Below are 22,248 nucleotides of genomic sequence, written 5' to 3' on the forward strand. Positions count from 1 at the left end.
CAAGGTGCGCAAAGGTTTTATGCAAGGTTCGCAAATTTTTATTCATAAAGCCTTGCGAACTTAAATACACGGCATAAACACACCAATAAAAAAAACACTTTGCGAACTTTGCGATAATTTTTTTTAAATTCCAATTTTGAAATCCAAGATTGAGGTACTTAACCGCAAGGTGCGCAAAGGTTTTACGCAAGGTTCGCAAATTTTTACTCATAAAGCCTTGCGAACTTAAATACACGGCATAAACACACCAATAAAAAAACACTTTGCGAACTTTGCGGTAAATTTTTTTAAATTCCAATTTTGAAATCCAAGATTGAGGTACTTAACCGCAAGGTGCGCAAAGGTTTTACGCAAGATTCGCAAATTTTTACTCATAAAGCTTTGCGAACTTAAATACACAGCATAAACACACCAATAAAAAAACACTTTGCGAACTTTGCGGTAAATTTTTTTAAATTCCAATTTTGAAATCCAAGATTGAGGTACTTAACCGCAAGGTTCGCAAAGGTTTTACGCAAGGTTCGCAAATTTTCACTCATAAAGCCTTGCGAACTTAAATACACAGCATAAACACACCAATATATAAAAAAACACTTTGCGAACTTGGCGGTAAATTTTCTTTAAATTCCAATTTTGAAATCCAAGATTGAGGTACTTAACCGCAAGGTGCACAAAGGAATTACGCAAGGTTCGCAAATTTTTATTCATAAAGCCTTGCGAACTTAAAAACATAGCACAAACACACCAATAAAAAAACACTTTGCGAACTTTGCGGTAAATTTTTTTTTTACTTCACAGGTTTTGGTAAAAAAATTAAGGACACAAAAAAAGCCTTGAATTTCTTCAAGGCTTTAAATTTCTGGGTGGCTGACCGGGTTCGAACCGGCGACCCTCGGCACCACAAACCAATACTCTAACCAGCTGAGCTACAACCACCATTTTTCTTTGCGGTTGCAAATATACAACAAAGGTTTACTTCTACAAAGAAAAAATTAAAAAAAAATTCATCTTTTTAAATCAAATTTTCTAAGCTATTGACTGCCAAACATCTTTCAACCGTAAAACCTTCAGCAAAATCTTTCCCAACAAGTCTTCCTAAGTCCTTCGCACGGTAATTTAAGCTTTCAAAAAAGTTTTTACTTGTAATTGGTGTTGCAGGTTCATTAGAATTTGGATCATAAAATTGTGTTTTATAAGCTGCAATTGCTTCTACTTTTTTATCCTCAAAGCCTGTAATGTCTACAACAAAATCTGGTTCGATGTTTTTCCACTGAATATAATGATAAACCACTTTCGGCCTCCAGGCTTCTTGTTTTTCACCATCAACAACAGTTTCTATTTTCATCAATCCGGATAAAAAACAAGCGTCAGAAACTAATTTGCTTCCTTTTCCGTGATCGATATGGCGATCCTCAATTGCATTACACAATACAATCTCCGGTTTATATTTTCGGATCATCTTAATAACTTCCAACTGGTGCTTTTCATCATTAACGAAAAAACCATCACGCATGGCCAAATTTTCACGAACCAAAACCCCTAATATTTTTGCGGCGGCTTTCGCTTCTTCATCTCTGGTTTCTGCTGTTCCTCTGGTACCCAACTCTCCTCGGGTTAAATCTACAATTCCCACTTTTTTTCCCAGTGAAACTTCTTTTAAAATGGTTCCGGCACAACCCAATTCTACATCGTCAGGGTGTGCTCCAAAGGCTAGTATATCTAATTTCATTTTTTTTGTTTCAAGTTTCAGGTTTCAAGTTTCAGGTTTTACGTTCCAACAAATTGAAACCTGAAACTTGAAACTTTTTAACAATTATTATTCTTTTTTATATTCAAAACTCTTTTCATTGTCATGGATTTATTAACGCTTTCCTCCCATTCTTTTTCAGGAATACTTTCTTTTGTAATACCGCATCCCATGTACAAAATGGCTTTATTGTCCTTAATTTGCATGCTGCGTAAATTTACAAACAAATCAGAACTTACTGCTTTGTGGGCAAAACTACTATTCAATTCGCCCAGAAAGCCTGTATAAAAAGTTCTGTCGTAATTTTCATTCTCAAGGATAAATGCTTTTGCTTTTTTCTTTGGCAATCCACAAACGGCTGGCGTTGGATGCAACGTATCAATAACTTCTTTTAAAGTAGAATTCTCCTTTAAAACTCCTGAAATATCAGTTTTAATATGCCAGATCGATCCCGCTTTGATGCTGTACGGTTTTGTTACATTTACAGAAGAGGCCACTTCGCGCAATCTTTTTATAATAAAATCGGTTACGTATTGCTGTTCGTCTTTTTCTTTTTGCTGCCAGGAAATCTCTTCTTCTGCGTTAGCTTTTTGTGTTCCGGCCAATGCTGTTGTTTCAAAAACACTTTCGCTTGCTTTTAATAATTGTTCCGGAGTTGCTCCAATCCAGAATCCAATTTCAGGATGCGAAAAGCAATACGTAAAAGTCGATGGATATAAATGAATTAAACGTTTGAATGTGATAATAAAATCAAAATCGTTCAACTCAATACTTTCGCTTCTTGACAAAACTACTTTTTTGAATTCTTCATTCGTAATCGCCTGAATTCCCTTTTCGACTAAAGCTTCATATTGCATTTTTGTTTCTGAATCGAAAGTCGGGTCTTCAATATCATTAAAATCAAAATTACCGGTAGTTTGTTCTGCACTTATAATTTTCGATTCATTCTCCGGAATCAATATGAGCTGTTTTTCATCAAAAGAAGCAAAAACAAAACCTTTTTCACTATAATCTGTGACTTTATACACGGTGTTATCCTGCTGCAAAAGAGCAAAAACACTTGACGAATTAGGTTTAGAATAAATTACAAAAGGCAATTTTTGCTCCTGATGTTTTCTTATAGTAGAGAAAAAGTCGTTCATATTTTTATTCGGTTTTCTTTTTATCCAAAACCATATTGGTTAGTTTGCAAAGCGAAATTAGATTTCCCGCTTCATCTGTAATTTTAATTTCCCAAAGATGGATACTTCTTCCTTTATGAATGATTCGGGCAGTTCCAAAAACCCAACCTTCACGAATACTTTTTAAGTGATTGGCCGAAATTTCGATGCCGCGAACTTCTTGTTCTCTGGGATCGATAAAGAAGAATGATGCTGCACTTCCTACACTTTCTGCCAAAGCAACTGAAGCTCCGCCGTGCAACAAGCCCATTGGCTGATGAACGCTTGGATTTACAGGCATTTTTGCAGTTAAAAAGTCTTCGCCAGCATCGATATATTCAATTTTTAGCGTTTCCATCAACGTGTTTTTAGAAAACTGATTGCAACGCTCTACTATTTGCTCTTTTGTATAATTCATTTAGAATAGGCTTTAAAATCGTAAAATTAAAGAAAAGATGAGATACAAATTAGAAAATCGAATTCTAATATTAAAAATCATCTTCGAGCATGTAAGTTTTTTGTTATTTTTACAAAGCGATTAAAAATATTTGCCACAGATTTCTCAGATTAACACAGATTAGATTTATTCGTAAAGAATGGAAAAGATCATTTAAATCTGTGACCCGAGCGATAGCGAACGGGCGAAGCAAATCTGTAGCAAAAAAACACCCCATTCAAATGCGTCACTATTTTGCACTCTTCATTCTCGGCTTAATTTTAGCTTTCAGTTCTTGTCGAACTGATTTTGATACCGTTGCCAGCACTGGAGATTTAAAGTTTTCACAAGATACCGTTTATCTGGATACTGTTTTCAAAAATATCGGTTCGAGCACTTATCAGGTTAAAGTTTACAATAGAAGTAAAAATGATATTTCGATACCGATTATTCAACTCAAAAAAGGATTAAATTCTAAATACCGTATGACCGTTGACGGAATGACTGGCAACAATGGAAAAATTTTCAATAATGTTACCCTTTTAGCCAAAGACAGTTTGTACATTTTTGTAGAAACTACTGCAGATATTACGGATGCCAATCCGGCTGATTTTTTATATACTGATGAAATTCAGTTTGACAGTGGAGTGAATCTGCAACAAGTAGCTTTAGTGACTTTAATTCAGGATGCTGTTTTTTTATATCCGAAGCAAAATCCGGATGGAACGAAGGAAAAAATTAAAATTGACGGGAAAGATGTTGATGGCTTTTATTTGGATGAAAATGATGCTGTAAACGGAAATGAACTAATTTTCACAAAACAGAAACCTTATGTAATCTACGGATATGCCGGAGTTCCTGAAAACAAAACAGTCACTTTTGAAGCCGGAGCACGTGTACATTTTCATGCTAATTCTGGTCTTTATGTAGACAAAAAAGCTTCTCTTCAGATCAGCGGAACTAAATCAACAACTGAAAATTTAGAAAACGAAGTTATTTTTGAAGGCGACAGGCTTGAATCACTTTATGCTGATATTCCCGGACAATGGAATTCAGTTATACTGGCTGACGGAAGCACCAATCATTCCATAAACCATTTAACATTAAAAAATGCTGTAACTGGTTTGTCTTTCAAAAATCAGGACGCAACAACTGTTTCCATCAAAAATACGCAGATTTACAACTGTGTCGAATATGGAATTCTGGCTCAAAATGCCCGAATAGCAGGAGAAAATATCGTAATTAATTATACTGGTGTAGCGAGTTTATCTTGTGTTTACGGAGGTAATTACAGTTTCACACATTGTACTTTTAACAATAACTGGCAAAACAGTACACACTTCGCGGTAAACCTGAGCAATACTCTGGCCGGCGCGACTCCCGAAACGAATCCGTTGACTCAGGCCACTTTTAATAATTGTATTATTTATGGCTCGAATACCAATGAATTTAATTTGAACAAAAGTACAGCTGTTCCATTTGTTTATCAATTGAATAATTGTTTGTTGAAATTCAATAGCTCAACCACGAATCCCGATTATCAATTTAAAACGGATGCTGTTCATTACAATCAAATTATTTTGAATGAAAATCCAAAATTTTATAATGTTTCTCAGAATAAATTCAACATTGATAAAACCTCTTCCGCTTTCGCCAAAGGAAATCAGGCCTATATAATTCCGTTGGATATTATTGGAGCGACGAGAACTTCTCCTCCGGATTTGGGTGCTTATCAGAGTGCTATTTTTCCTAAGTAAGAATTTAAATTCAGATTCACTTCCTTTATAATTATGAAATCATCTTTTTTATCAATAATATCCCTTTTTACTTTCAGTTATACATTGGCCCAAAATACAACTATAATCAAATGTGATTCTATTTATAAAGACAAGGGAATTACAATTAAACTGATAAACTTTGATAATGAAAAAGATGGTTATGAAAATGATAAAAATTCGATTTTAATTATCAATCAAAAAATTAATGGAAAAAATTCAACTTTAATAAAAGACTCTATTTTTAGTCGAGTCCAGGAAATTGAGTTTAAAGATTTCAATAATGACAAAATTAAAGATGTTTTAATCCAAAATATTTCTGATGTAAGAAGCAATTGGACTTACAATTTATACTTATACAATCCCCAAACGAATAATTTTAAAAGAGTAATTGGCTTTGAAGAAATAAAAAACCCTAGTTATAATTCAAAATATAAAATTATTGAGAGTCATGTGAACTCTGGTAAAAATTGGGCAGCATTTTACAAAATCAAAAATTTCAAAATTTATGATTATAATATTGAGATAATTGACGATGGCAGTCTTAAAGCTGAAAAAGAATATAGCAAAGCAATAAAAAAGATTGCAGGAATAAAATAAAACTTTACTTCGATATTTATCGGAATTACACGTTTACGAGATTTTTTTGCTCCCGCAGATTTTGCAGATAAAGCAGATACTAAAACGGAATAAAAATTCACGCAGATTTTAATAAAATTATAATGAATTCAGATCCGTCTAAATCTGCAAAATCTGCGTGAAACAAAAAAACTTTATGCCTTTGTGTCTTAGTGGTAAAAAAACATTAAAAGACTTTGTTTGCAAATTTGCGCTTACTATTTATTTACACTAAATTTGCACCTTCAATACAACAAACTACACATCACAATGATCCATTTCTTTGAAAACCAAAGCAAAACTGTTTTCGCGGTACAAACGCAAAACGAAATTTCGGCTCAAGACATTTCAAAATTAAACTGGCTTTTTGCCAACTCTAATAAGATCGAAAAATCCGCGCTGTCGGATTTTTTTGTTGGTCCCCGCGCCACTATGATCACACCTTGGAGTACAAATGCTGTAGAAATTACTCAAAACATGGGTATTCCGGGCATCATCAGAATTGAAGAATTTCATCCGGCAACGGCTGATTTTACTGATTTTGATCCAATGCTTTTTCAAAAGTTTACTCAATTAGATCAGGAAATTTTCACTATCAATGTACAGCCGGAACCAATTCTGGAAATCGATGATATTGCAACATATAACAAAGTAGAAGGCTTGGCTTTAAGCCAGGAAGAAGTAGATTACTTGGATAATCTAGCTGTAAAATTAGGAAGAAAACTAACGGATTCTGAGATTTTTGCTTTCTCACAAGCGAATTCAGAGCACTGTCGTCACAAAATTTTCAACGGAACTTTTGTAATTGATGGTGAAGAAAAAGAAACTTCTCTTTTCAAATTAATCAAAAAAACATCACAGGAAAATCCTAACGATATTGTGTCTGCTTACAAAGACAACGTGGCTTTTGTAAAAGGACCAAAAGTGCAGCAGTTTGCACCAAAAACAGCTGACAAACCTGATTTTTACGAAATAAAAGAATTTGATTCTGTTTTATCTCTAAAAGCAGAAACACACAATTTCCCAACAACTGTAGAGCCTTTTAACGGAGCAGCAACAGGATCAGGAGGAGAAATTCGTGACCGTTTAGCTGGTGGTCAGGGTTCATTGCCATTAGCAGGAACTGCAGTTTACATGACTTCTTATTCTCGTTTGAATGATGACAGAAAATGGGAAAATGCTGTTGAAGAGAGAAAATGGTTGTACCAAACTCCAATGGATATTTTGATCAAAGCTTCAAACGGAGCTTCTGATTTTGGAAATAAATTTGGGCAACCGCTTATTACTGGTTCCGTTTTAACTTTCGAACACGGAGAAAACGATCGTAAAATTGGTTATGACAAAGTAATCATGCAAGCGGGTGGAATTGGTTACGGAAAATTAGATCAGGCAATTAAAAAGAAACCACAAGAAGGCGATAAAATCGTAATTCTTGGTGGAGAAAATTATAGAATCGGAATGGGTGGAGCTGCGGTTTCGTCTGCAGATACCGGAGCTTTTGGTTCAGGAATCGAATTAAATGCGATTCAGCGTTCAAACCCTGAAATGCAAAAACGTGCTGCCAACGCCATTCGTGGTTTAGTAGAAAGTGATAACAATCCAATTGTTTCTATTCACGATCACGGCGCTGGAGGACACTTAAACTGTCTTTCGGAATTAGTGGAAGAAACGGGAGGTTTAATCGATTTGGATAAATTACCAGTTGGAGATCCAACACTTTCAGCAAAAGAAATTATCGGTAACGAATCTCAGGAAAGAATGGGATTGGTTATTGGTCAAAAAGATATTGATACTTTACAGAGAATTGCTAACAGAGAGCGTTCGCCAATGTATCAGGTTGGAGATGTAACGGGAGATCACCGTTTTACATTCGAATCAAAATCAAATGGTTCAAAACCGATGGATTATGCTTTAGAAGATTTCTTCGGAAGCTCTCCTAAAACGGTTATGAATGACAAAACTATTGATAGAAAATATGCTGCTGTTACTTACGACAAAGCCGATTTTGAAAAATATTTACAAGACGTTTTACGCTTAGAAGCTGTTGCATCAAAAGACTGGTTGACTAATAAAGTGGACCGTTGTGTAGGTGGAAAAGTAGCCAAACAACAAAATGCAGGACCATTGCAATTGCCTTTGAATAATGTTGGTGTTATGGCATTGGATTATTTAGGAAAAGAAGGAATTGCTACTTCTATTGGCCACGCTCCTATCGCGGCTTTGATTGATCCTGTTGCAGGAAGCAGAAATGCTATTGCAGAATCGTTATCAAACATTGTTTGGGCACCGATTAAAGATGGTTTGAAAGGAATTTCATTATCTGCTAACTGGATGTGGGCTTGTAAAAACGAAGGTGAAGACGCTCGTTTGTACGCTGCAGTAGAAGGTTGTTCAGAATTTGCAATTGAATTGGGAATCAACATTCCGACAGGAAAAGATTCACTTTCAATGAAACAAAAATATCCAAACGACGAAGTGATCGCGCCGGGAACGGTTATTATTTCGGCTGGAGGAAACTGTACCGATATCAGAAAAGTAGTGGAACCTGTTTTACAGAAAAACGGAGATTCCATTTATTATATCAATTTGTCTCAGGATGACTTCAAATTAGGAGGTTCTTCTTTTGCACAAATTAGAAACACAATCGGAAACGAGACTTCTACAATTAAAGATGCTTCTTTTTTCAAAAATGCTTTTAATACTATTCAGGAGCTAATCGGCGAAAGCCAAATTTTAGCGGGTCACGATATCGGAAGCGGTGGTTTAATCACAACTTTATTAGAATTGTGTTTTGCTGATGTAAACTTGGGAGCAAAAATTGATTTCTCAACTTTCGCAGAAAAAGACTTATTGAAAATCCTTTTCGCAGAAAACATCGGAATTGTATTCCAGGCTAAATCTGATGCAGCTGTTGAAGCTAAATTAAACGCTAACAATATCGAATTCTTCAAAATTGGTTCAGTTCAAAACACACCAAGTTTGGAATTTGGAATTTATAATTTGGACATTGCGAAGTATAGAGATATCTGGTTTGAAACTTCGTATTTATTAGATCAAAAACAATCTAAAAACGGAAGAGCTCAGGCACGTTTCGAAAACTACAAAAATCAGGTTTTACAATATACTTTCCCAGCACACTTTACAGGAAAAAAACCGGTAATCGATGCTTCGAAACCAAAACCTAAGGCTGCTATTATTCGTGAAAAAGGAAGTAATTCTGAACGCGAAATGGCAAATGCAATGTATTTGGCAGGATTCGATGTAAAAGACGTTCACATGACCGATTTAATTTCGGGTCGTGAAACTCTTGAAGATATTCAGTTTATTGGTGCAGTTGGAGGATTCTCTAATTCTGATGTTTTAGGTTCTGCTAAAGGTTGGGCCGGAGCTTTCTTATACAACGAAAAAGCAAAAACAGCTTTGGATAAATTCTTTAAAAGAGAAGACACTTTATCTGTTGGAATTTGTAACGGTTGCCAATTGTTTATGGAATTAGAAGTTATTAATCCAGAACATGAAGTTCACGGAAAAATGCTGCATAACGAAAGTAACAAACACGAAAGTATTTTTACTTCTGTTAAAGTACAGGAGAATAATTCGGTTATGTTGTCTAGTTTAGCCGGAAGTACTTTAGGCGTTTGGGTTTCTCACGGAGAAGGAAAATTCAATTTGCCTTTAGCCGAAGAAAACTACAATATTGTTTCGAAATATGCTTACGAAGGTTATCCTGCAAATCCTAACGGATCTGATTATAACACCGCAATGATGTGTGATAAAACCGGAAGACATTTGGTGATGATGCCTCATATTGAGCGTTCGACTTTCCAATGGAACTGGGCTCATTATCCAAAAGACAGAAACGACGAAGTTTCGCCTTGGCATGAAGCTTTTGTTAATGCAAGAAAATGGATTGAGAAAAACTAAACACGAATTGCACGAATTAGCACGAATTAATTGAGTCGGTAAGTAATTCGTGAAATTAGTAGTAAATAAAAAAAATGCCTCAGCACTATCCCTATTAGCTGAGGCATTTTTTTTTAGTTTCTAAAAACCGAGGCAACACCTGTAATGACATTAGAAGCACCAAAAGCAAACAATCCTGAAGCAACGGCAGTTTGACCTGAGAAAAATTGATTTCCATATATTGCAGTACTAAAAAATGTTCCGCCGGCAACTCCCGCCACGAGACCAATACCAATAATTGTAATAGTCCACCAGGGTTCCGGATCTGGAGGTGGTGGTGGATTTTTCCAAAAGCGTCTCCACCAGCCTGGGTACTTCGTTCCGCACCAACCCATTGCTAAATACAAAGCTGTTTCCATATTAACTAGATTTTAATTTATGCCTACTCGTTTGCTTTTCGGCTTTCGCATTTTAACGAGATAAAATTATAGTGAGCGAAAATCAAATTGCTTCTGCTATTTCCTGTTTTTTTCAGGGGAAAAACACCTTTTTTTTATTAATTAAAATCCTTTGCTCTTAAAAAATATTTGTAATCCCTACGGGATATCTTACTTCGTGATTCCCTGTTTTTGCTACCAATATCTAAATCCTAACGGATTATCATATTGGAAACTTTTGTTACTATTATACATCCAAAAAGACTATATCACATAGGATAGTATAGTTGGTGATTTTACCAGCAATGTCTAAATCCTAAAAGGATTATATTCCTTAGGGACTAAACATCGTTATACATATGGCTTATAAATTAATTTTCTTAAAGAACTCCTTAATCTCATCTAAGAGTAATTTAATGATATCTTAAGGCCGTTTTCAGGTCACTATTTATTCGGATAAATATCTTTGTCTTATGAAAAAATGGATGCAACAACTTTCACTGTTTATAGTATTATTTAGCAGTAGTCAATTTTCTTTTGGCCAAAAAACACCCTCAATAAAAGGAAATGTATCTGATGGAAAACTTCCGGTAGAATTTGTAGATGTACTTTTAAAAAATGCAAGTGATTCTACAAAAGTGGCCCATTATGCCGTAACAGATGTTGCGGGAAATTTTGATTTAGAAAATCTAATATCAGGTGATTATGTTTTGCAATTCAAATTAATTGGTTTCAAAACCAGAACTCAAAAAATCAAAATTGATAAAAATCCAGTTTCTATTGGAACGGTTGTTTTAGAAAATGATGCTAATTTACTGAATGCTGTTGTTGTCAATTCTCAAAAAAAACAAATTCAGAAAACAGATGAAGGTTTTGTTTTTAATGCTGTATCGAATATTTCTCAATCTGGCGGAACTGCGACAGATATGCTTAAAAGTATTCCGACCGTTGCTGTAGATGCAGAAGGCGGAATAACGTTAAGAGGTAAGTCACCAATGATTCTAATCAACGGAAAAAATTCGGCCATTACTAATATGGATCAGATCGCTGCAAGCAGTATTGAAAGTATTGAAGTTATTAGTAATCCAACGGCGAAGTATGATGCTAATGCAGAAAGCGGCATCATCAATATTAAATTAAAGAAAAACAATCAAAGCGGTTTTAATGGAGCAGTGGTTTTGGGTGGTGGTTTTGGTGCGAAAGGAAGAGCGAACAGTTCTATACTTTTAAATCAAAAAACAGAAAAATGGAATTTTGGCCTGGCATATGATAATCGTTTCGCTGGCCGAACCAAAGAAATAAAAGCAGAACGCACCAATTATTTTATTGACGACGAACATTATATCAAACAACACCGAAATGATGAACGAACGGAAGGTTTGCAGAATTTGAAATTCAATATTGATTTTTCTCCCAACGAAAAAAACAACTTCTCATTTGAAGCACTTGGAAACATGGAAAGTCAGGATAATGATGAAACTTTGTATACGCAGGTCAATACCAGTGCAGATCAGTTTTTCTCCAGTAACAGAAGACATTCTTTAGAATTAGAACGTTCAAAAGTAGGCGAATTGGCTTTTAGTTATGATCGAAAATTTTCTGATGAGAGAAAGAGTTTAAATGCCAGTATTACTTCTTCTTTCAACAAACACAAAGAAAATACGGATATTGACACGTATAATTATGATCAATATAATGAGCAAATTGGTGATGTATTTTTACAACGAACACACAATTATGAGCATGAAAATATATCAAATGCCATTGTGAATTACGCTTTGCCCATTGCACCAAAAACAATACTGGAAACAGGTTATAAAGGAACTTTCCGTTTTTTTAATTCGGAATATCAAAGTGCCGGTATGATTAATGGTGATTACATAATCAACCCGATTGCGAGTAATACTTTTGATTATAACGAACAAATAAATGCATTTTACGGTCTGTTGAATTCTTTTTCAGGAACGGCTGAAAATCCAAAATGGAAATATAATGTAGGATTGCGCGCAGAAAATGTTTCCAACACCGGAGCAACACAAACGAATAGTGATCGTTTTACTAATGATTATATCAAATTTTTCCCTTCGGCTTCTGCCCAATTAAATTTAGCAACAGATGAATTTCTAAAAATTGGTTACAGTAAACGTATCAACCGTCCGGATTTAGATGATTTAAATCCGTTTGTTGACATTACGGACGCATTGAATCCGCACAGTGGAAATCCGTATTTAAAACCGGAGATTATTCACATTGCTGAAATGAGTTATAACAAAGACTGGAACAACTATTCCTTTTCAACAAATGCTTTTTACAGAAACGCCACCAATACTATCAGGCAATATGCAGAACTTCAGGACAATGGTGTGGTTTTATTAATGCCTAAAAATATTGGAAGTACCATTACTTATGGCTTAGAAACTATTTTCAGCCTAAAACCAGTTGGTTTTTACGATGCCAATATCAGTGTAACGGCTTTTCAGCAAAACATCAATGCATCGAATCTTGGAGAAGATATCGTGAGCAATGCTTTTAGCTGGTACGGAAAAATTATCAATAATTTTGTGCCATGGAAAGGCGGTAAACTTCAGGTCATCGGAAATTATAATTCGGCTTTGGCAACTCCACAGGGAAAAAGAATTCCGATTTATAATGTCGATATGGGTTTCCAGCAGAAACTAGGAAAAGGAAATGCCAGATTAGGGTTAGTTGTTACCGATATGTTTAACACGCTCGAAAGCGGTTACAAAAACAATACAGCATTGTTTAGCAATAACCGAACTAGTAAATCAGATACGCGTGCTTTGATGGTTACATTTGCTTATACTTTTAAGTCTGATTTTAAAGAAAAATTGCTGGAAAATCAGTTTTCAACGGAATAAATTTCATGAAAAATAAAAATTAAAAAAAAGTTCATTCTTGTAATTGGGATTCATTTTTTCTATGAAAATTTGAACTATATTCGCTAAAAAGTTCACGCCACTGAATTTTTTTTTAAACTCCAAAAACAATTAAACCTACACAGAATGAAATTTATAAAACTACTTTTATTTAGCTTATTTTTAATTTCCCTAAACACTTATTCACAGGTAGAAGTCAACAAAATCACGCATAACGGTCGTGATCGTTATATTACAACGACTATTGGTTATCCTGTTCCCGGGGTTTATATACCAATGGGGCAAAAAGAACCAAGTACGGTATTAAGTCCGGACGGAACCGGCGTTATCCAGGCAAACGATTTATCCAAAAATAAAATTAACTGGGGAATTGAATGCACGGAAGAAGGCGTTCCAATTTTTAAAGAAGGGTTCAATAGTGCGTCTTACACATTTTGGTATCGACCAAATGATAGCAACGAATGGATCTATTCTCAATTTTCGATTCACTTTACCAAGAAAAAAATGTTTTTGATGGGAGAAAGAGTGAAAGATTACGTGGATTATAATGTTCAATAAGCTGAAAAAAAAAATCAGACCTCAAATTAAATAATTTTTAGTTTTTTCGAAAATTTACTACAAAAAAGAAAACGTTTTCGTTGATTTTCAAGAGTCCCTATAAATTTTCCCATAAAATTTCACAAAATTAAAAATTATACCCATTTTTTATTTAATTTGCGATAAAATTCAACATATTAAACATGGTTTCAATCACACGCCTTTTTGATTTTCCCTATTATCAACAAGAAACTTATAACCTTCCGGTTGCTTTGGCAACAAAAAAAGACGGGGTCTGGGAAAAAACATCTAGCGAAGAATATATTTCAAAAGCAAATGCTGTTTCGAGAGCATTGCTACGCATGGGCGTTCAGAAAGATGATAAAATCGCTTTAATCACCTCAAATAACCGTACCGAATGGAATATTATGGATATTGGTATTCTGCAGACTGGTGCTCAGAACGTTCCAATTTACCCAACCATTTCTGAAGAGGATTACGAATATATATTGAACCACAGTGGCAGTATGTACTGTTTTGTATCTGATGATGAAGTACTTCAAAAAGTACGATTGATACAGGCTAACGTTCCAACTTTAAAAGAAGTATATTCTTTTAATGAAATTCCGGGTTGTAAACACTGGAGTGATTTATTGGCGCTTGGAGAAGACCAAAGCAATCAAAATGAAGTTGAAGCCAGAAAAGACAGTATTCAAACTGACGATTTAGCCACGATTATTTATACTTCCGGAACAACAGGAAGACCTAAAGGAGTTATGCTTTCGCACAAGAACATTGTTTCGAATGTGTTGGACAGCGCACCAAGAATTCCGTTTGATCCGGGAAAAAGTACGGCTTTGAGCTTCTTGCCTATTTGTCATATTTTTGAAAGAATGATTTTGTACATCTATCAATATTATGGTGTTTCGGTTTATTTTGGAGAATCAATTGACAAAATCAGTGATAACTTAAAAGAAGTCCGCCCGACTGTAATCACAGCTGTACCAAGACTTTTAGAAAAAGTTTATGATAAAATTTACGCAAAAGGAACTGAATTAACCGGCATCAAGAAAAAATTATTTTTCTGGGCTATTGATTTAGGTTTAAAATACGAACCGTACGGAGCCAATGGTTTCTGGTATGAATTTCAGTTAAAAATTGCACGCAAATTGATTTTCAGTAAATGGAAAGAAGGTTTGGGAGGAAATTTAGATTTAATGGTTTCCGGAAGTGCTGCTTTACAACCCCGCTTAACAAGAGTTTTTGCTGCTGCAGAAATTCCGGTTATGGAAGGTTACGGTTTATCTGAAACATCTCCGGTAATTGCCGTAAACGACCAAAGAAATAAAGGATTTAAAATTGGAACTGTCGGGAAAGTAATTCGCAATGTAGAAGTGAAAATTGCTGCTGACGGAGAAATTCTTTGCAAAGGACCAAACGTAATGTTAGGTTACTTTAAAGATCCTGAAAAAACGGCGGAAGCTTTAAAAGACGGTTATTTTTATACGGGAGATATTGGAGAAATTGACAGTGAAGGTTTCTTAAAAATTACAGACCGTAAGAAAGAAATGTTCAAAACTTCTGGTGGAAAATATGTTGCTCCTCAATTGATTGAAAATGCCATGAAACAATCTCGTTTTATTGAGCAAATCATGGTTATTGGAGAAGGCGAAAAAATGCCGGGTGCATTTATTCAGCCAAACTTTGAATTTGTAAAAGAATGGGCAAAATTGCATAAAGTAACTCTGGGAAGTACTGACAAAGAAATCAGTGAGAATCCAGAAGTTATCAAACGTATTGACGAAGAAGTTGAAACGATTAATGAAAAATTTGGAAACTGGGAAAAAGTAAAACGTTTTGAGTTGACTCCGGATGTTTGGTCTATCGACGGCGGACAGCTTACTCCTACTCTAAAATTAAAACGTAAGATCATCAAAGAAATTTACAAAGATCTTTACGCTAAAATCTATGGTCACGAATAACATTCCAAAATAATTAACCAATGAAAAGGCTGTCTCCCAAGGACAGCCTTTTTTAATTGCGCAAACAGCAATTTAGAATTTTGGGATGAAGAGAAAAACTGGGGGAGAGAAAAAATTTACCGCAATAAACGCTAATTTTTTTTACTCTTAGCTTTTATAAAAGGCAAGTTCGCAAAGCTTTATATTAATTTAGCTTTGCGAACTCTGTGTATTCTAAGGCATTGTTAGATAAAAAACTTTGTGTTCTCTGTGGTAAAAAATAATTAGTAACTATACTTTTTATATTTTTCCAAAACATTAGCCTTGATCTGAATTTTGCAATACTCTTTGCATCATCTTCTAAAAAAGAGCCATTACCTGACGAAGGTTTCTTTCGATTACCAGATAACGCTTCTGCCATTTTATTTTGCGATTCTTTTTTCCGGAAGTAGCCTTGCTGCTATTTCCACTTTGTTTACCTTCTTCAAGTCTGCACTTTTCGTGAAACTTTTTAAAAGGACGCGGTTCAAAATCGACCATAATTGCTGCCATATTAATTGCATCAATATTTGTCGGATCTGTTTCGCCTTTAAAAAAGGTTTCAATAGGTCTGAACTTGTCTTTTTGCTCCTTAAACTTTTTCTTTTTCGTATGATCAAAATCTAAAGAAAATAGGTTTCTAAAAACATTTAAGTCATCCTGAGTTGGGTTATTCTCGAAAATAAGCCAACAAAAATCACGAAGTTTTCCACGAGAAGGTTTGTGCAAATAATCAAAGTATTTACCGTTTTTTTCTATCTCATATTTAATTTTAATCGCTTTTTTATATTCATTTAATGTACTGTTACGCATTGTATTTCTTTTTAGAAATTCTTGAGAATCTCAGGGAAAAACAAAGGAATTCCGGGAATTCAGTAACTGCAAAGTTTTAAAAGCATTTGTGCTTTATCAGAGAAATATCCTCTGCATTTACCTTTTCATTCCTTCGTTTAATGAGCGCCAAATCCATTTCTTCTACCGAAGCAAACGGATGCTCACTACCCCTACTTATATTGGTCTGACCAAAATAAAGGTCAGACGTAAATACTATTTTATGATTCATTCTTAAATTTTATTTTTAATTAAACGCTTCAACATTTACTGCTAATCGTTTCTTTTTTACTTCACGAAGATTTCCTTTAATTGACCAATAACGTTTCCGCCTCCTGAAATTGTGATTTCTCCAATTTTATCAGCGATTTTTTCAACGTATTCCATCTCTTTCAATTTCCACAACATTTCGTTTTCTTCCATCAGCTTTGCTGTGTTTAGTAAACTTCTTGTTGCAGCGGTTTCTTCTCTTCTCATGATACTGTTGGCCTGCGCTTTTTTCTCGGCAACCAAAACCTGATTCATGATTTCTTTCATATCTCCTGGCAAGATCACATCACGAATTCCGGCATCAGAAATCGTCAATCCCAATTCGTTTATTTTGGCAGTTACTTCAGCCAAAATCGCCTCGGCAATCGAATCTTTTTTCGCCAACAATTCATCCAGAGTCAATCCTCCTACAAAAGCTCTTAAAGCCAATTGCATGGCAACATACAATTGTTTTTCAAAGTCTTTGTTATCAACCAACGCTTTCATGACATCAACAACCTGGTATCTCACAAAGAAATTGATTCTCAATCCCGCTTTATCTTTTGTCAACAATTCCTGACCCGAAATCTCCACTTGTTGCTGTCTGGCATCAACTGTTTTAACTTCGATCGTAATCGCGTTATTCCAAAAGTAGTGCGTTCCGGATTTCAATTCTTTCTGGAAAGTTCCGTTTACAAACAACAAAGCTTTATCGTTGCTTGACACTATAAATTTTCTAATAAAAAATCTTAATTGAGCATGCTCCAATAAATTCACTGGGACATTTTCTGTGATTTCAATTTTAGAAACATCCACTTTTGTGAATTCATTTTTTATGATTCCTTTCCAGAAAGCATATCTTCCCGCTTGCAAAGTACCTTTAAAGTTTCCGTTTACGAATTGCAAAACAATCTCGTTATCGGCAACCTCAACGATTTCTAACATTCCAGCCAATACTTCATTCTGCAACAAAATATTCAACTCAAATGGCGCCTGGAAAGCTGCATTCATATCATAGATCATTACATTTTTGTTTCCAAAAATCCAGTGCAATCCTTCTTCTAGTACGTTTACCAATTTTCTATTTTCGAATACCAATCCTACTTGGTAAGCCTCGATTTTAATTCTTGTAATCATGGTTATTTTTTTTAGTTTTATTTTGTTTCAGGTTTCAAGTTTCAAGTTTCAAGTTTTGAAACCGCATAAATCTATACTCTATATTCTATGCTCTATTCTCTTGTCTCTTGCTTCTTGCTTCTTGCTTCTATTCTCTATATTCTATATTCTATATTCTATATTCTAAGCTCTATTCTCTTGCCTCTTGCCTCTTGCCTCTATTCTCTATTCTCTATTCTCTATTCTCTATATTCTATATTCTAAGCTCTATTCTCTTCCCTCTTGCCTTCTTGCCTCTATTCTCTATATTCTATATTCTATTCTCTCTCTCTCGTTAAATAAAAAAACCTCATTGCCTCTCTCCTCCGAGAAAAACGGACTAACAGTTTGTAATTTGTTTACGCTAATTGTTTTGCAATTCTATTTTGAAAAAGTGATTCTAAATTCTAAAAAAATCACTCGAACAATCAAACCGAAAAGAAATAACGTATTTCAAAATACATTTCTGTTCGCACTGGTTTTATCATGAGTGTGAATTAGGATCCCCAAATCCTGATTTCACTGACAAAGACAAATCAGTTTTTTTCCTGGTCATCTTTTAAAGAGTGATGTTCTCTGGAAATACAGATTTTCAGTCTGTGACTTTCCCGATCCAAAATCGGTGCAGGAATTGAACCTGCGAATTGTCTATTGCTCTAACCGAACTGAGCTATCGCATTGCTGCGAATGGGAGTCGAACCCATGACACATAGAGTGTGAGATTGTTTTTTGGAAAACAATCAAAACCTCCAAATCAAGTTGCATAGAAAAACATAATACGCTTTCGCGGAAAGTTCCCTACAATGGTGCTATACAGAAACACGCAACAGGACTTGTTTGATATTGTAAATCAAAGTTTCCTTTGATGAATTTCAGTTTATAAAAGAACTTGTTTTAATTCCTGAACAAATATTCAAATCACACTGCGCAGTTATTCTGCGTAGTGTTTTTTTTTGCCACAAAGGCACAAAGACACTAATCTTATTTTTCTTTGCGACTTTGGGTCTTTGCGCGAAAATTGCTCGCCGCTATTGTTTAACTTTATTTTGTTAATCTCGCGCAAAGACGCAAAGTCGCAAAGTTTTATCTAGTACAGGAAGAGTCCCGATAGCTAGCGGGACGAACTCTCAAAATACTGATTCTAAGTCAGCCGCGTCTGCCGTTCCGCCACTCCTGCTTTTTTTTGCCACGAAGGCACAAAGACACTAATCTCATTTTTCTTTGCGACTTTGCGTCTTTGCGCGAAAATTGCTCGCCGCTATTGTTTAACTTTATTTTGTAAATCTCGCGCAAAGACGCAAAGTCGCAAAGTTTTATCTAGTACAGGAAGAGTCCCGATAGCTATCGGGACGAACTCTCAAAATACTGATTCTAAGTCAGCCGCGTCTGCCGTTCCGCCACTCCTGCTTTTAATTAATCTTCAGGGTTCCAACCTGAAATTTGTGGAAATAGTAGGATTCGAACCTACTCAGTCAAAGACAACGGTTTTACAGACCGACCTAACTCTCCAGCTTTAGCGTATTTCCATTTGTCTGGGAAGCAGGACTCGAACCTGCAACCTCCCGCGTCCAAGGCGGGTAAACAACCACCGTTATCTTCCCAGATTTTTTTTTAAGGTTCTAAGATGCTAAGGTTCTGAGGTGCTAAGATTTTTAAACCTTTGCATCTTTGTCCCTTTGTGCCTAAAAACCTTAGGCCCTTAGCAACTCAGAACCTCAGCACCTTAAAAAAGAACCTGTTCCTTCTAGAGAACGAGCGATTTCGGAAGGAGTTGAACCTTCAACTTCTTGATTAACAGTCAAGCGCTCTGCCAATTGAGCTACGAAATCATTTATTTTTGGGCATAAAAAAAGCACCCGGTTAAAGGTGCTTCATGAGATTCAATATGATATAATTATCCTATTGCCTGTGTTCATGCACCTGTATTGTTAAACATCCAAGATCTGATCCCGGGTTTAGCAGTTGTTCGTTATATATGTTTTTATTAAAAGCCATTTTATATGTTGTATTATATTTTGAAATCGTTGTTGTTTTTTGAAATTCTCTTTTCAGATTTTCTTCGGCAAAGATAAAGTCGAAAAAATCAATTATCCAAATCATTTCTAAAATTATTTTACTGATTACCAATTAGTTACATTTAAATAAAATCCATAAAAATCCCTGTCCGCATACTCGTGCAGCTTTCTTTTTGTATCAAATGACTGTCTCTCATTAGATTACTTTTCAAGATTATATTTCACTATTTGGTTTTATCATGTAACATTTGGTCGATTATTTTTTTAGTTATTTTTAGTTAAGGGTTATTTTTTATCATTTTCTTCTCCTATTCAGCAATTTTCTTGTCACACTGAGCGGAGTCGAAGTGGCATTAAAAACAAAAAAAGCGTCCCGATGAGGACGCTTTTATCTATTTATGTTGAGTTTGAAACTACAATTCCGTTTCTATTCCATAAAATACATATGTCATCCTGAGTCTTTAGCCGGAGGAAATCCCGCTAAACGACCGCTATTTTTTATTGCTGACAGGTTCATATGATTGTTTTTTTACTAATTCGAGGGCAAATGTAACGTATATTTTTATTTAATATAACTTTTTCTGTTGTTTTTGTTAAAATTAAAACAAATAAAACCCATTGATTTCTACTCTATTTTTAGTTTGGAAGCAACTTTTGACTATTTTTATCTCACTTAAATGAAACCTATGAAAGAATATATCGACAGTATTGTTTGGTCTGAAGTTTGGGAATTTTCGAAACAATTTATTTTACCCAATATTGGTTGGTTCCTGTTCTGGACGATTTTATTTCTTATTCTGGGCCTTATTATAGGAATCGTTTTCAATGTCTTTTTGTACCGAAAAAACATTTTTACACGTGACCGAAAATATTACAACTGGATAGCCAAACTCTGGATTCCGTATTTTATGATTGTTTTCCTTTATTTCTTTGCTATGATTGGCCTTTTGTATGGAGGAAAATCTATTTTGAAATCAGAAAACAAAAACATAACCGCCAATATTTATTCGAAAACAATCGGAACTACTTTTTCATCTGAAAAGGAGAAAAAAGATTTTCTGCATTCGCTTCAATTGCTGTCCAATTCTTCCGAAGATGTGAGCAAATCTTTGACCCAGGCTTTGGCGCTTTATATCAAACAAAACAACAGCGGTTTACAAACTGTAGATAACTTCAAGAATTCATCGACATCCTTTTTGCTTCAAAAATACGAGGCGGAATTGTACAGCGCCTGCGTGTACGGCTTTATGAAAGTCGTTGACGACAAAGCCGACATGAAAAACGTAAAAGATATTGATTACGTTAAATTCAAAGCGCTTTTACAAAAACTGGATCAAATTGAACCTCAACGAATCGAACGTTCCATACAATCTGAAATGGGACGCAAACTACAAGCCGGATTGGATCTTATTTTTAATGAAATACTGAAACACGAATTACTTTTTTTCCTTTTGTTTTTGATTATTCCTTTTGTGGAGTATTTTATTTATTTGAAGTTTGTGAAAAGGAAGGATGATGATTTTAATAGGCCAAAGCCTGTTGAGAATGTGATTGCTTCTTAATTAAATTATCATGGTTTATAAAATTGTTCAGTAATGTAAAAAACGGTGTCAATAAAAAACAGGTTGTCTTCAAAAGTCAATACATTTTCATCATGTAAATCTTCTAGAATTATTCCTAAATCTGGATTAAAATAATCGTTGTTTCTTGTGTTTTTAAAACCATTTTGATCCAGAAAATTTTTGACATTTTCTAATTCTGTGTCACTATCAGATTCTACAAACTTCTGTTCTACAACCGCGTAAACTATATTATCTTGCTCATAAAACCCAATTAATTGATAAGCAGTATCGGGGAAAAAGTAATTATTTAATAATAAATTATTCAAATAATCTATCCAAGTTTCATAATAAATACTATCGTTTAGTTTTATTACTTTATGTTTGTTTTGAAGATAAACTTTTTGTTCTGCTCCTGAAGAAATAAAAGCATTAATATTGATTGCAGTAATCCAAAAACCGTTCTTATCACAGAACTGTTTTATTAGCGCTGTTTCTTCAATTTTGATTTGCTTGACTGACTCAAACGTTCCGCTTGCGCCCTTGCTTTTTCTAAGGTAACGGGAGATTGTTTGGATAGTATCTCCATGCCTAACTTGGCTCTTTCCTGAAATGATATTTTGTAGTTCATGTTTCATGAATTTATAATGCAAATATAAAGATTTTAAAGTTACTATTTTATCGCGTAGCAAAGTAAGAAAAAACATATGTTTACAATTTATGAAATTTCTTTAATAGCTTATAGAATAATAGTTCTAATAGTCGTGCTCAAGGAAATACTCATAACAATCATTGCACTTTCAATCCTCTTAATAAAGTTGTGGAACTTTACTAACGTTTAGTTTTGGCTGAAAGAGAAAAGGTTGAGTATTTAGAGAAATTGTTGAAAGGGAAATAATCCTTTTTACTTATAAATAGAAAAGCGCAAA

Annotated in this window: 16 protein-coding genes, 5 tRNA genes and 1 pseudogene; 8 read left to right on the forward strand and 14 right to left on the reverse strand. The window is 34.7% G+C overall.

What is annotated here, in order from left to right:
- The 5 genes from B0A65_RS23255 to B0A65_RS10615 all read right to left on the reverse strand — a co-directional run.
- On the reverse strand, positions 1–298 hold a 298-nt coding region (locus B0A65_RS23255), incomplete at its 3' end, for a hypothetical protein (protein ID WP_207556420.1).
- 564 nt (positions 299–862) lie between these two features.
- A tRNA-His gene (locus B0A65_RS10600) sits at positions 863–936 on the reverse strand.
- A 76-nt stretch (positions 937–1,012) separates the two neighbouring features.
- Positions 1,013–1,729, reverse strand: a complete 717-nt coding sequence (gene bshB1, locus B0A65_RS10605; RefSeq protein ID WP_074658704.1) for a bacillithiol biosynthesis deacetylase BshB1 — start codon at positions 1,727–1,729, stop codon at positions 1,013–1,015.
- A 77-nt stretch (positions 1,730–1,806) separates the two neighbouring features.
- Positions 1,807–2,889, reverse strand: coding sequence for a chorismate-binding protein (locus B0A65_RS10610; RefSeq protein WP_074658706.1), 1,083 nt, complete (start codon positions 2,887–2,889; stop codon positions 1,807–1,809).
- A gap of 4 nt (positions 2,890–2,893) precedes the next feature.
- On the reverse strand, positions 2,894–3,325 hold the full coding sequence (locus B0A65_RS10615; RefSeq protein WP_074658708.1) for a PaaI family thioesterase: 432 nt from the start codon (positions 3,323–3,325) through the stop codon (positions 2,894–2,896).
- Positions 3,326–3,585: 260 nt separating this feature from the next.
- Here B0A65_RS10615 and B0A65_RS10620 point away from each other — a divergent pair, with 260 nt between their 5' ends.
- The 3 genes from B0A65_RS10620 (at position 3,586) to purL (ending at position 9,660) form a co-directional block, all read left to right on the forward strand.
- On the forward strand, positions 3,586–5,100 hold the full coding sequence (locus B0A65_RS10620) for a hypothetical protein (protein WP_074658710.1): 1,515 nt from the start codon (positions 3,586–3,588) through the stop codon (positions 5,098–5,100).
- A gap of 33 nt (positions 5,101–5,133) precedes the next feature.
- Complete coding sequence (locus tag B0A65_RS10625) at positions 5,134–5,718, forward strand: XAC2610-related protein (protein ID WP_074658712.1); 585 nt, start codon at positions 5,134–5,136, stop codon at positions 5,716–5,718.
- Positions 5,719–6,006: 288 nt separating this feature from the next.
- The gene (gene purL, locus B0A65_RS10630; RefSeq protein WP_074658714.1) at positions 6,007–9,660 is read left to right on the forward strand and encodes a phosphoribosylformylglycinamidine synthase; all 3,654 of its coding nucleotides are present in this window, start codon (positions 6,007–6,009) and stop codon (positions 9,658–9,660) included.
- Between the two features lie 113 nt (positions 9,661–9,773).
- Here the strand turns inward: purL and B0A65_RS10635 are convergent, their stop codons facing one another.
- Positions 9,774–10,058 (reverse strand): hypothetical protein, encoded by a 285-nt coding sequence (locus tag B0A65_RS10635; protein WP_074658716.1) that lies wholly within the window; start codon positions 10,056–10,058, stop codon positions 9,774–9,776.
- Between the two features lie 491 nt (positions 10,059–10,549).
- Between B0A65_RS10635 and B0A65_RS10640 the strand changes: the two genes are divergently transcribed.
- The 3 genes from B0A65_RS10640 to B0A65_RS10650 all read left to right on the forward strand — a co-directional run bounded on the left by B0A65_RS10640 (position 10,550) and on the right by B0A65_RS10650 (position 15,492).
- Entirely contained in the window at positions 10,550–12,955 is a 2,406-nt protein-coding gene (locus tag B0A65_RS10640) for a TonB-dependent receptor domain-containing protein (RefSeq protein ID WP_074658718.1), read from the forward strand.
- Positions 12,956–13,099: 144 nt separating this feature from the next.
- A complete protein-coding gene (locus B0A65_RS10645; RefSeq protein ID WP_074658720.1) occupies positions 13,100–13,531 on the forward strand; it encodes a hypothetical protein in 432 nt (143 codons plus the stop codon).
- A 182-nt stretch (positions 13,532–13,713) separates the two neighbouring features.
- A complete protein-coding gene (locus B0A65_RS10650) occupies positions 13,714–15,492 on the forward strand; it encodes an AMP-dependent synthetase/ligase (RefSeq protein WP_074658722.1) in 1,779 nt (592 codons plus the stop codon).
- A gap of 339 nt (positions 15,493–15,831) precedes the next feature.
- On the opposite strand, the gene B0A65_RS10655 is transcribed toward B0A65_RS10650, so the two are convergent.
- From B0A65_RS10655 to B0A65_RS10680, 7 genes are all read right to left on the reverse strand, one after another.
- A complete protein-coding gene (locus B0A65_RS10655; RefSeq protein ID WP_242670267.1) occupies positions 15,832–16,323 on the reverse strand; it encodes a hypothetical protein in 492 nt (163 codons plus the stop codon).
- A gap of 306 nt (positions 16,324–16,629) precedes the next feature.
- Positions 16,630–17,727 (reverse strand): SPFH domain-containing protein, encoded by a 1,098-nt coding sequence (locus B0A65_RS10660; RefSeq protein ID WP_074658724.1) that lies wholly within the window; start codon positions 17,725–17,727, stop codon positions 16,630–16,632.
- Positions 17,728–19,066: 1,339 nt separating this feature from the next.
- A tRNA-Leu gene (locus B0A65_RS23260) sits at positions 19,067–19,152 on the reverse strand.
- 36 nt (positions 19,153–19,188) lie between these two features.
- Positions 19,189–19,271, reverse strand: a tRNA-Tyr gene (locus B0A65_RS23265).
- A gap of 5 nt (positions 19,272–19,276) precedes the next feature.
- Positions 19,277–19,348: transfer RNA gene (locus B0A65_RS10670), tRNA-Pro, on the reverse strand.
- A 153-nt stretch (positions 19,349–19,501) separates the two neighbouring features.
- A tRNA-Asn gene (locus tag B0A65_RS10675) sits at positions 19,502–19,574 on the reverse strand.
- A 70-nt stretch (positions 19,575–19,644) separates the two neighbouring features.
- Positions 19,645–19,845, reverse strand: a complete 201-nt coding sequence (locus B0A65_RS10680) for a hypothetical protein (RefSeq protein WP_123890316.1) — start codon at positions 19,843–19,845, stop codon at positions 19,645–19,647.
- 601 nt (positions 19,846–20,446) lie between these two features.
- Here B0A65_RS10680 and B0A65_RS10685 point away from each other — a divergent pair.
- On the forward strand, positions 20,447–21,322 hold the full coding sequence (locus B0A65_RS10685; RefSeq protein WP_123890318.1) for a hypothetical protein: 876 nt from the start codon (positions 20,447–20,449) through the stop codon (positions 21,320–21,322).
- Positions 21,323–21,330: 8 nt separating this feature from the next.
- On the opposite strand, the gene B0A65_RS10690 is transcribed toward B0A65_RS10685, so the two are convergent.
- Positions 21,331–21,957 carry a putative polyvalent protein kinase domain-containing protein gene (locus B0A65_RS10690; protein WP_074658732.1) on the reverse strand — a complete coding sequence of 209 codons (627 nt, stop codon included), beginning with the start codon at positions 21,955–21,957 and terminating at the stop codon, positions 21,331–21,333.
- 146 nt (positions 21,958–22,103) lie between these two features.
- Here B0A65_RS10690 and B0A65_RS23655 point away from each other — a divergent pair.
- Positions 22,104–22,217, forward strand: a pseudogene (locus B0A65_RS23655) (transcriptional regulator); the annotation flags it as partial.
- Positions 22,218–22,248 lie beyond the last annotated feature (31 nt).

This window comes from Flavobacterium frigidimaris (assembly GCF_002217275.1).
Lineage (GTDB): Bacteria > Bacteroidota > Bacteroidia > Flavobacteriales > Flavobacteriaceae > Flavobacterium > Flavobacterium aquidurense.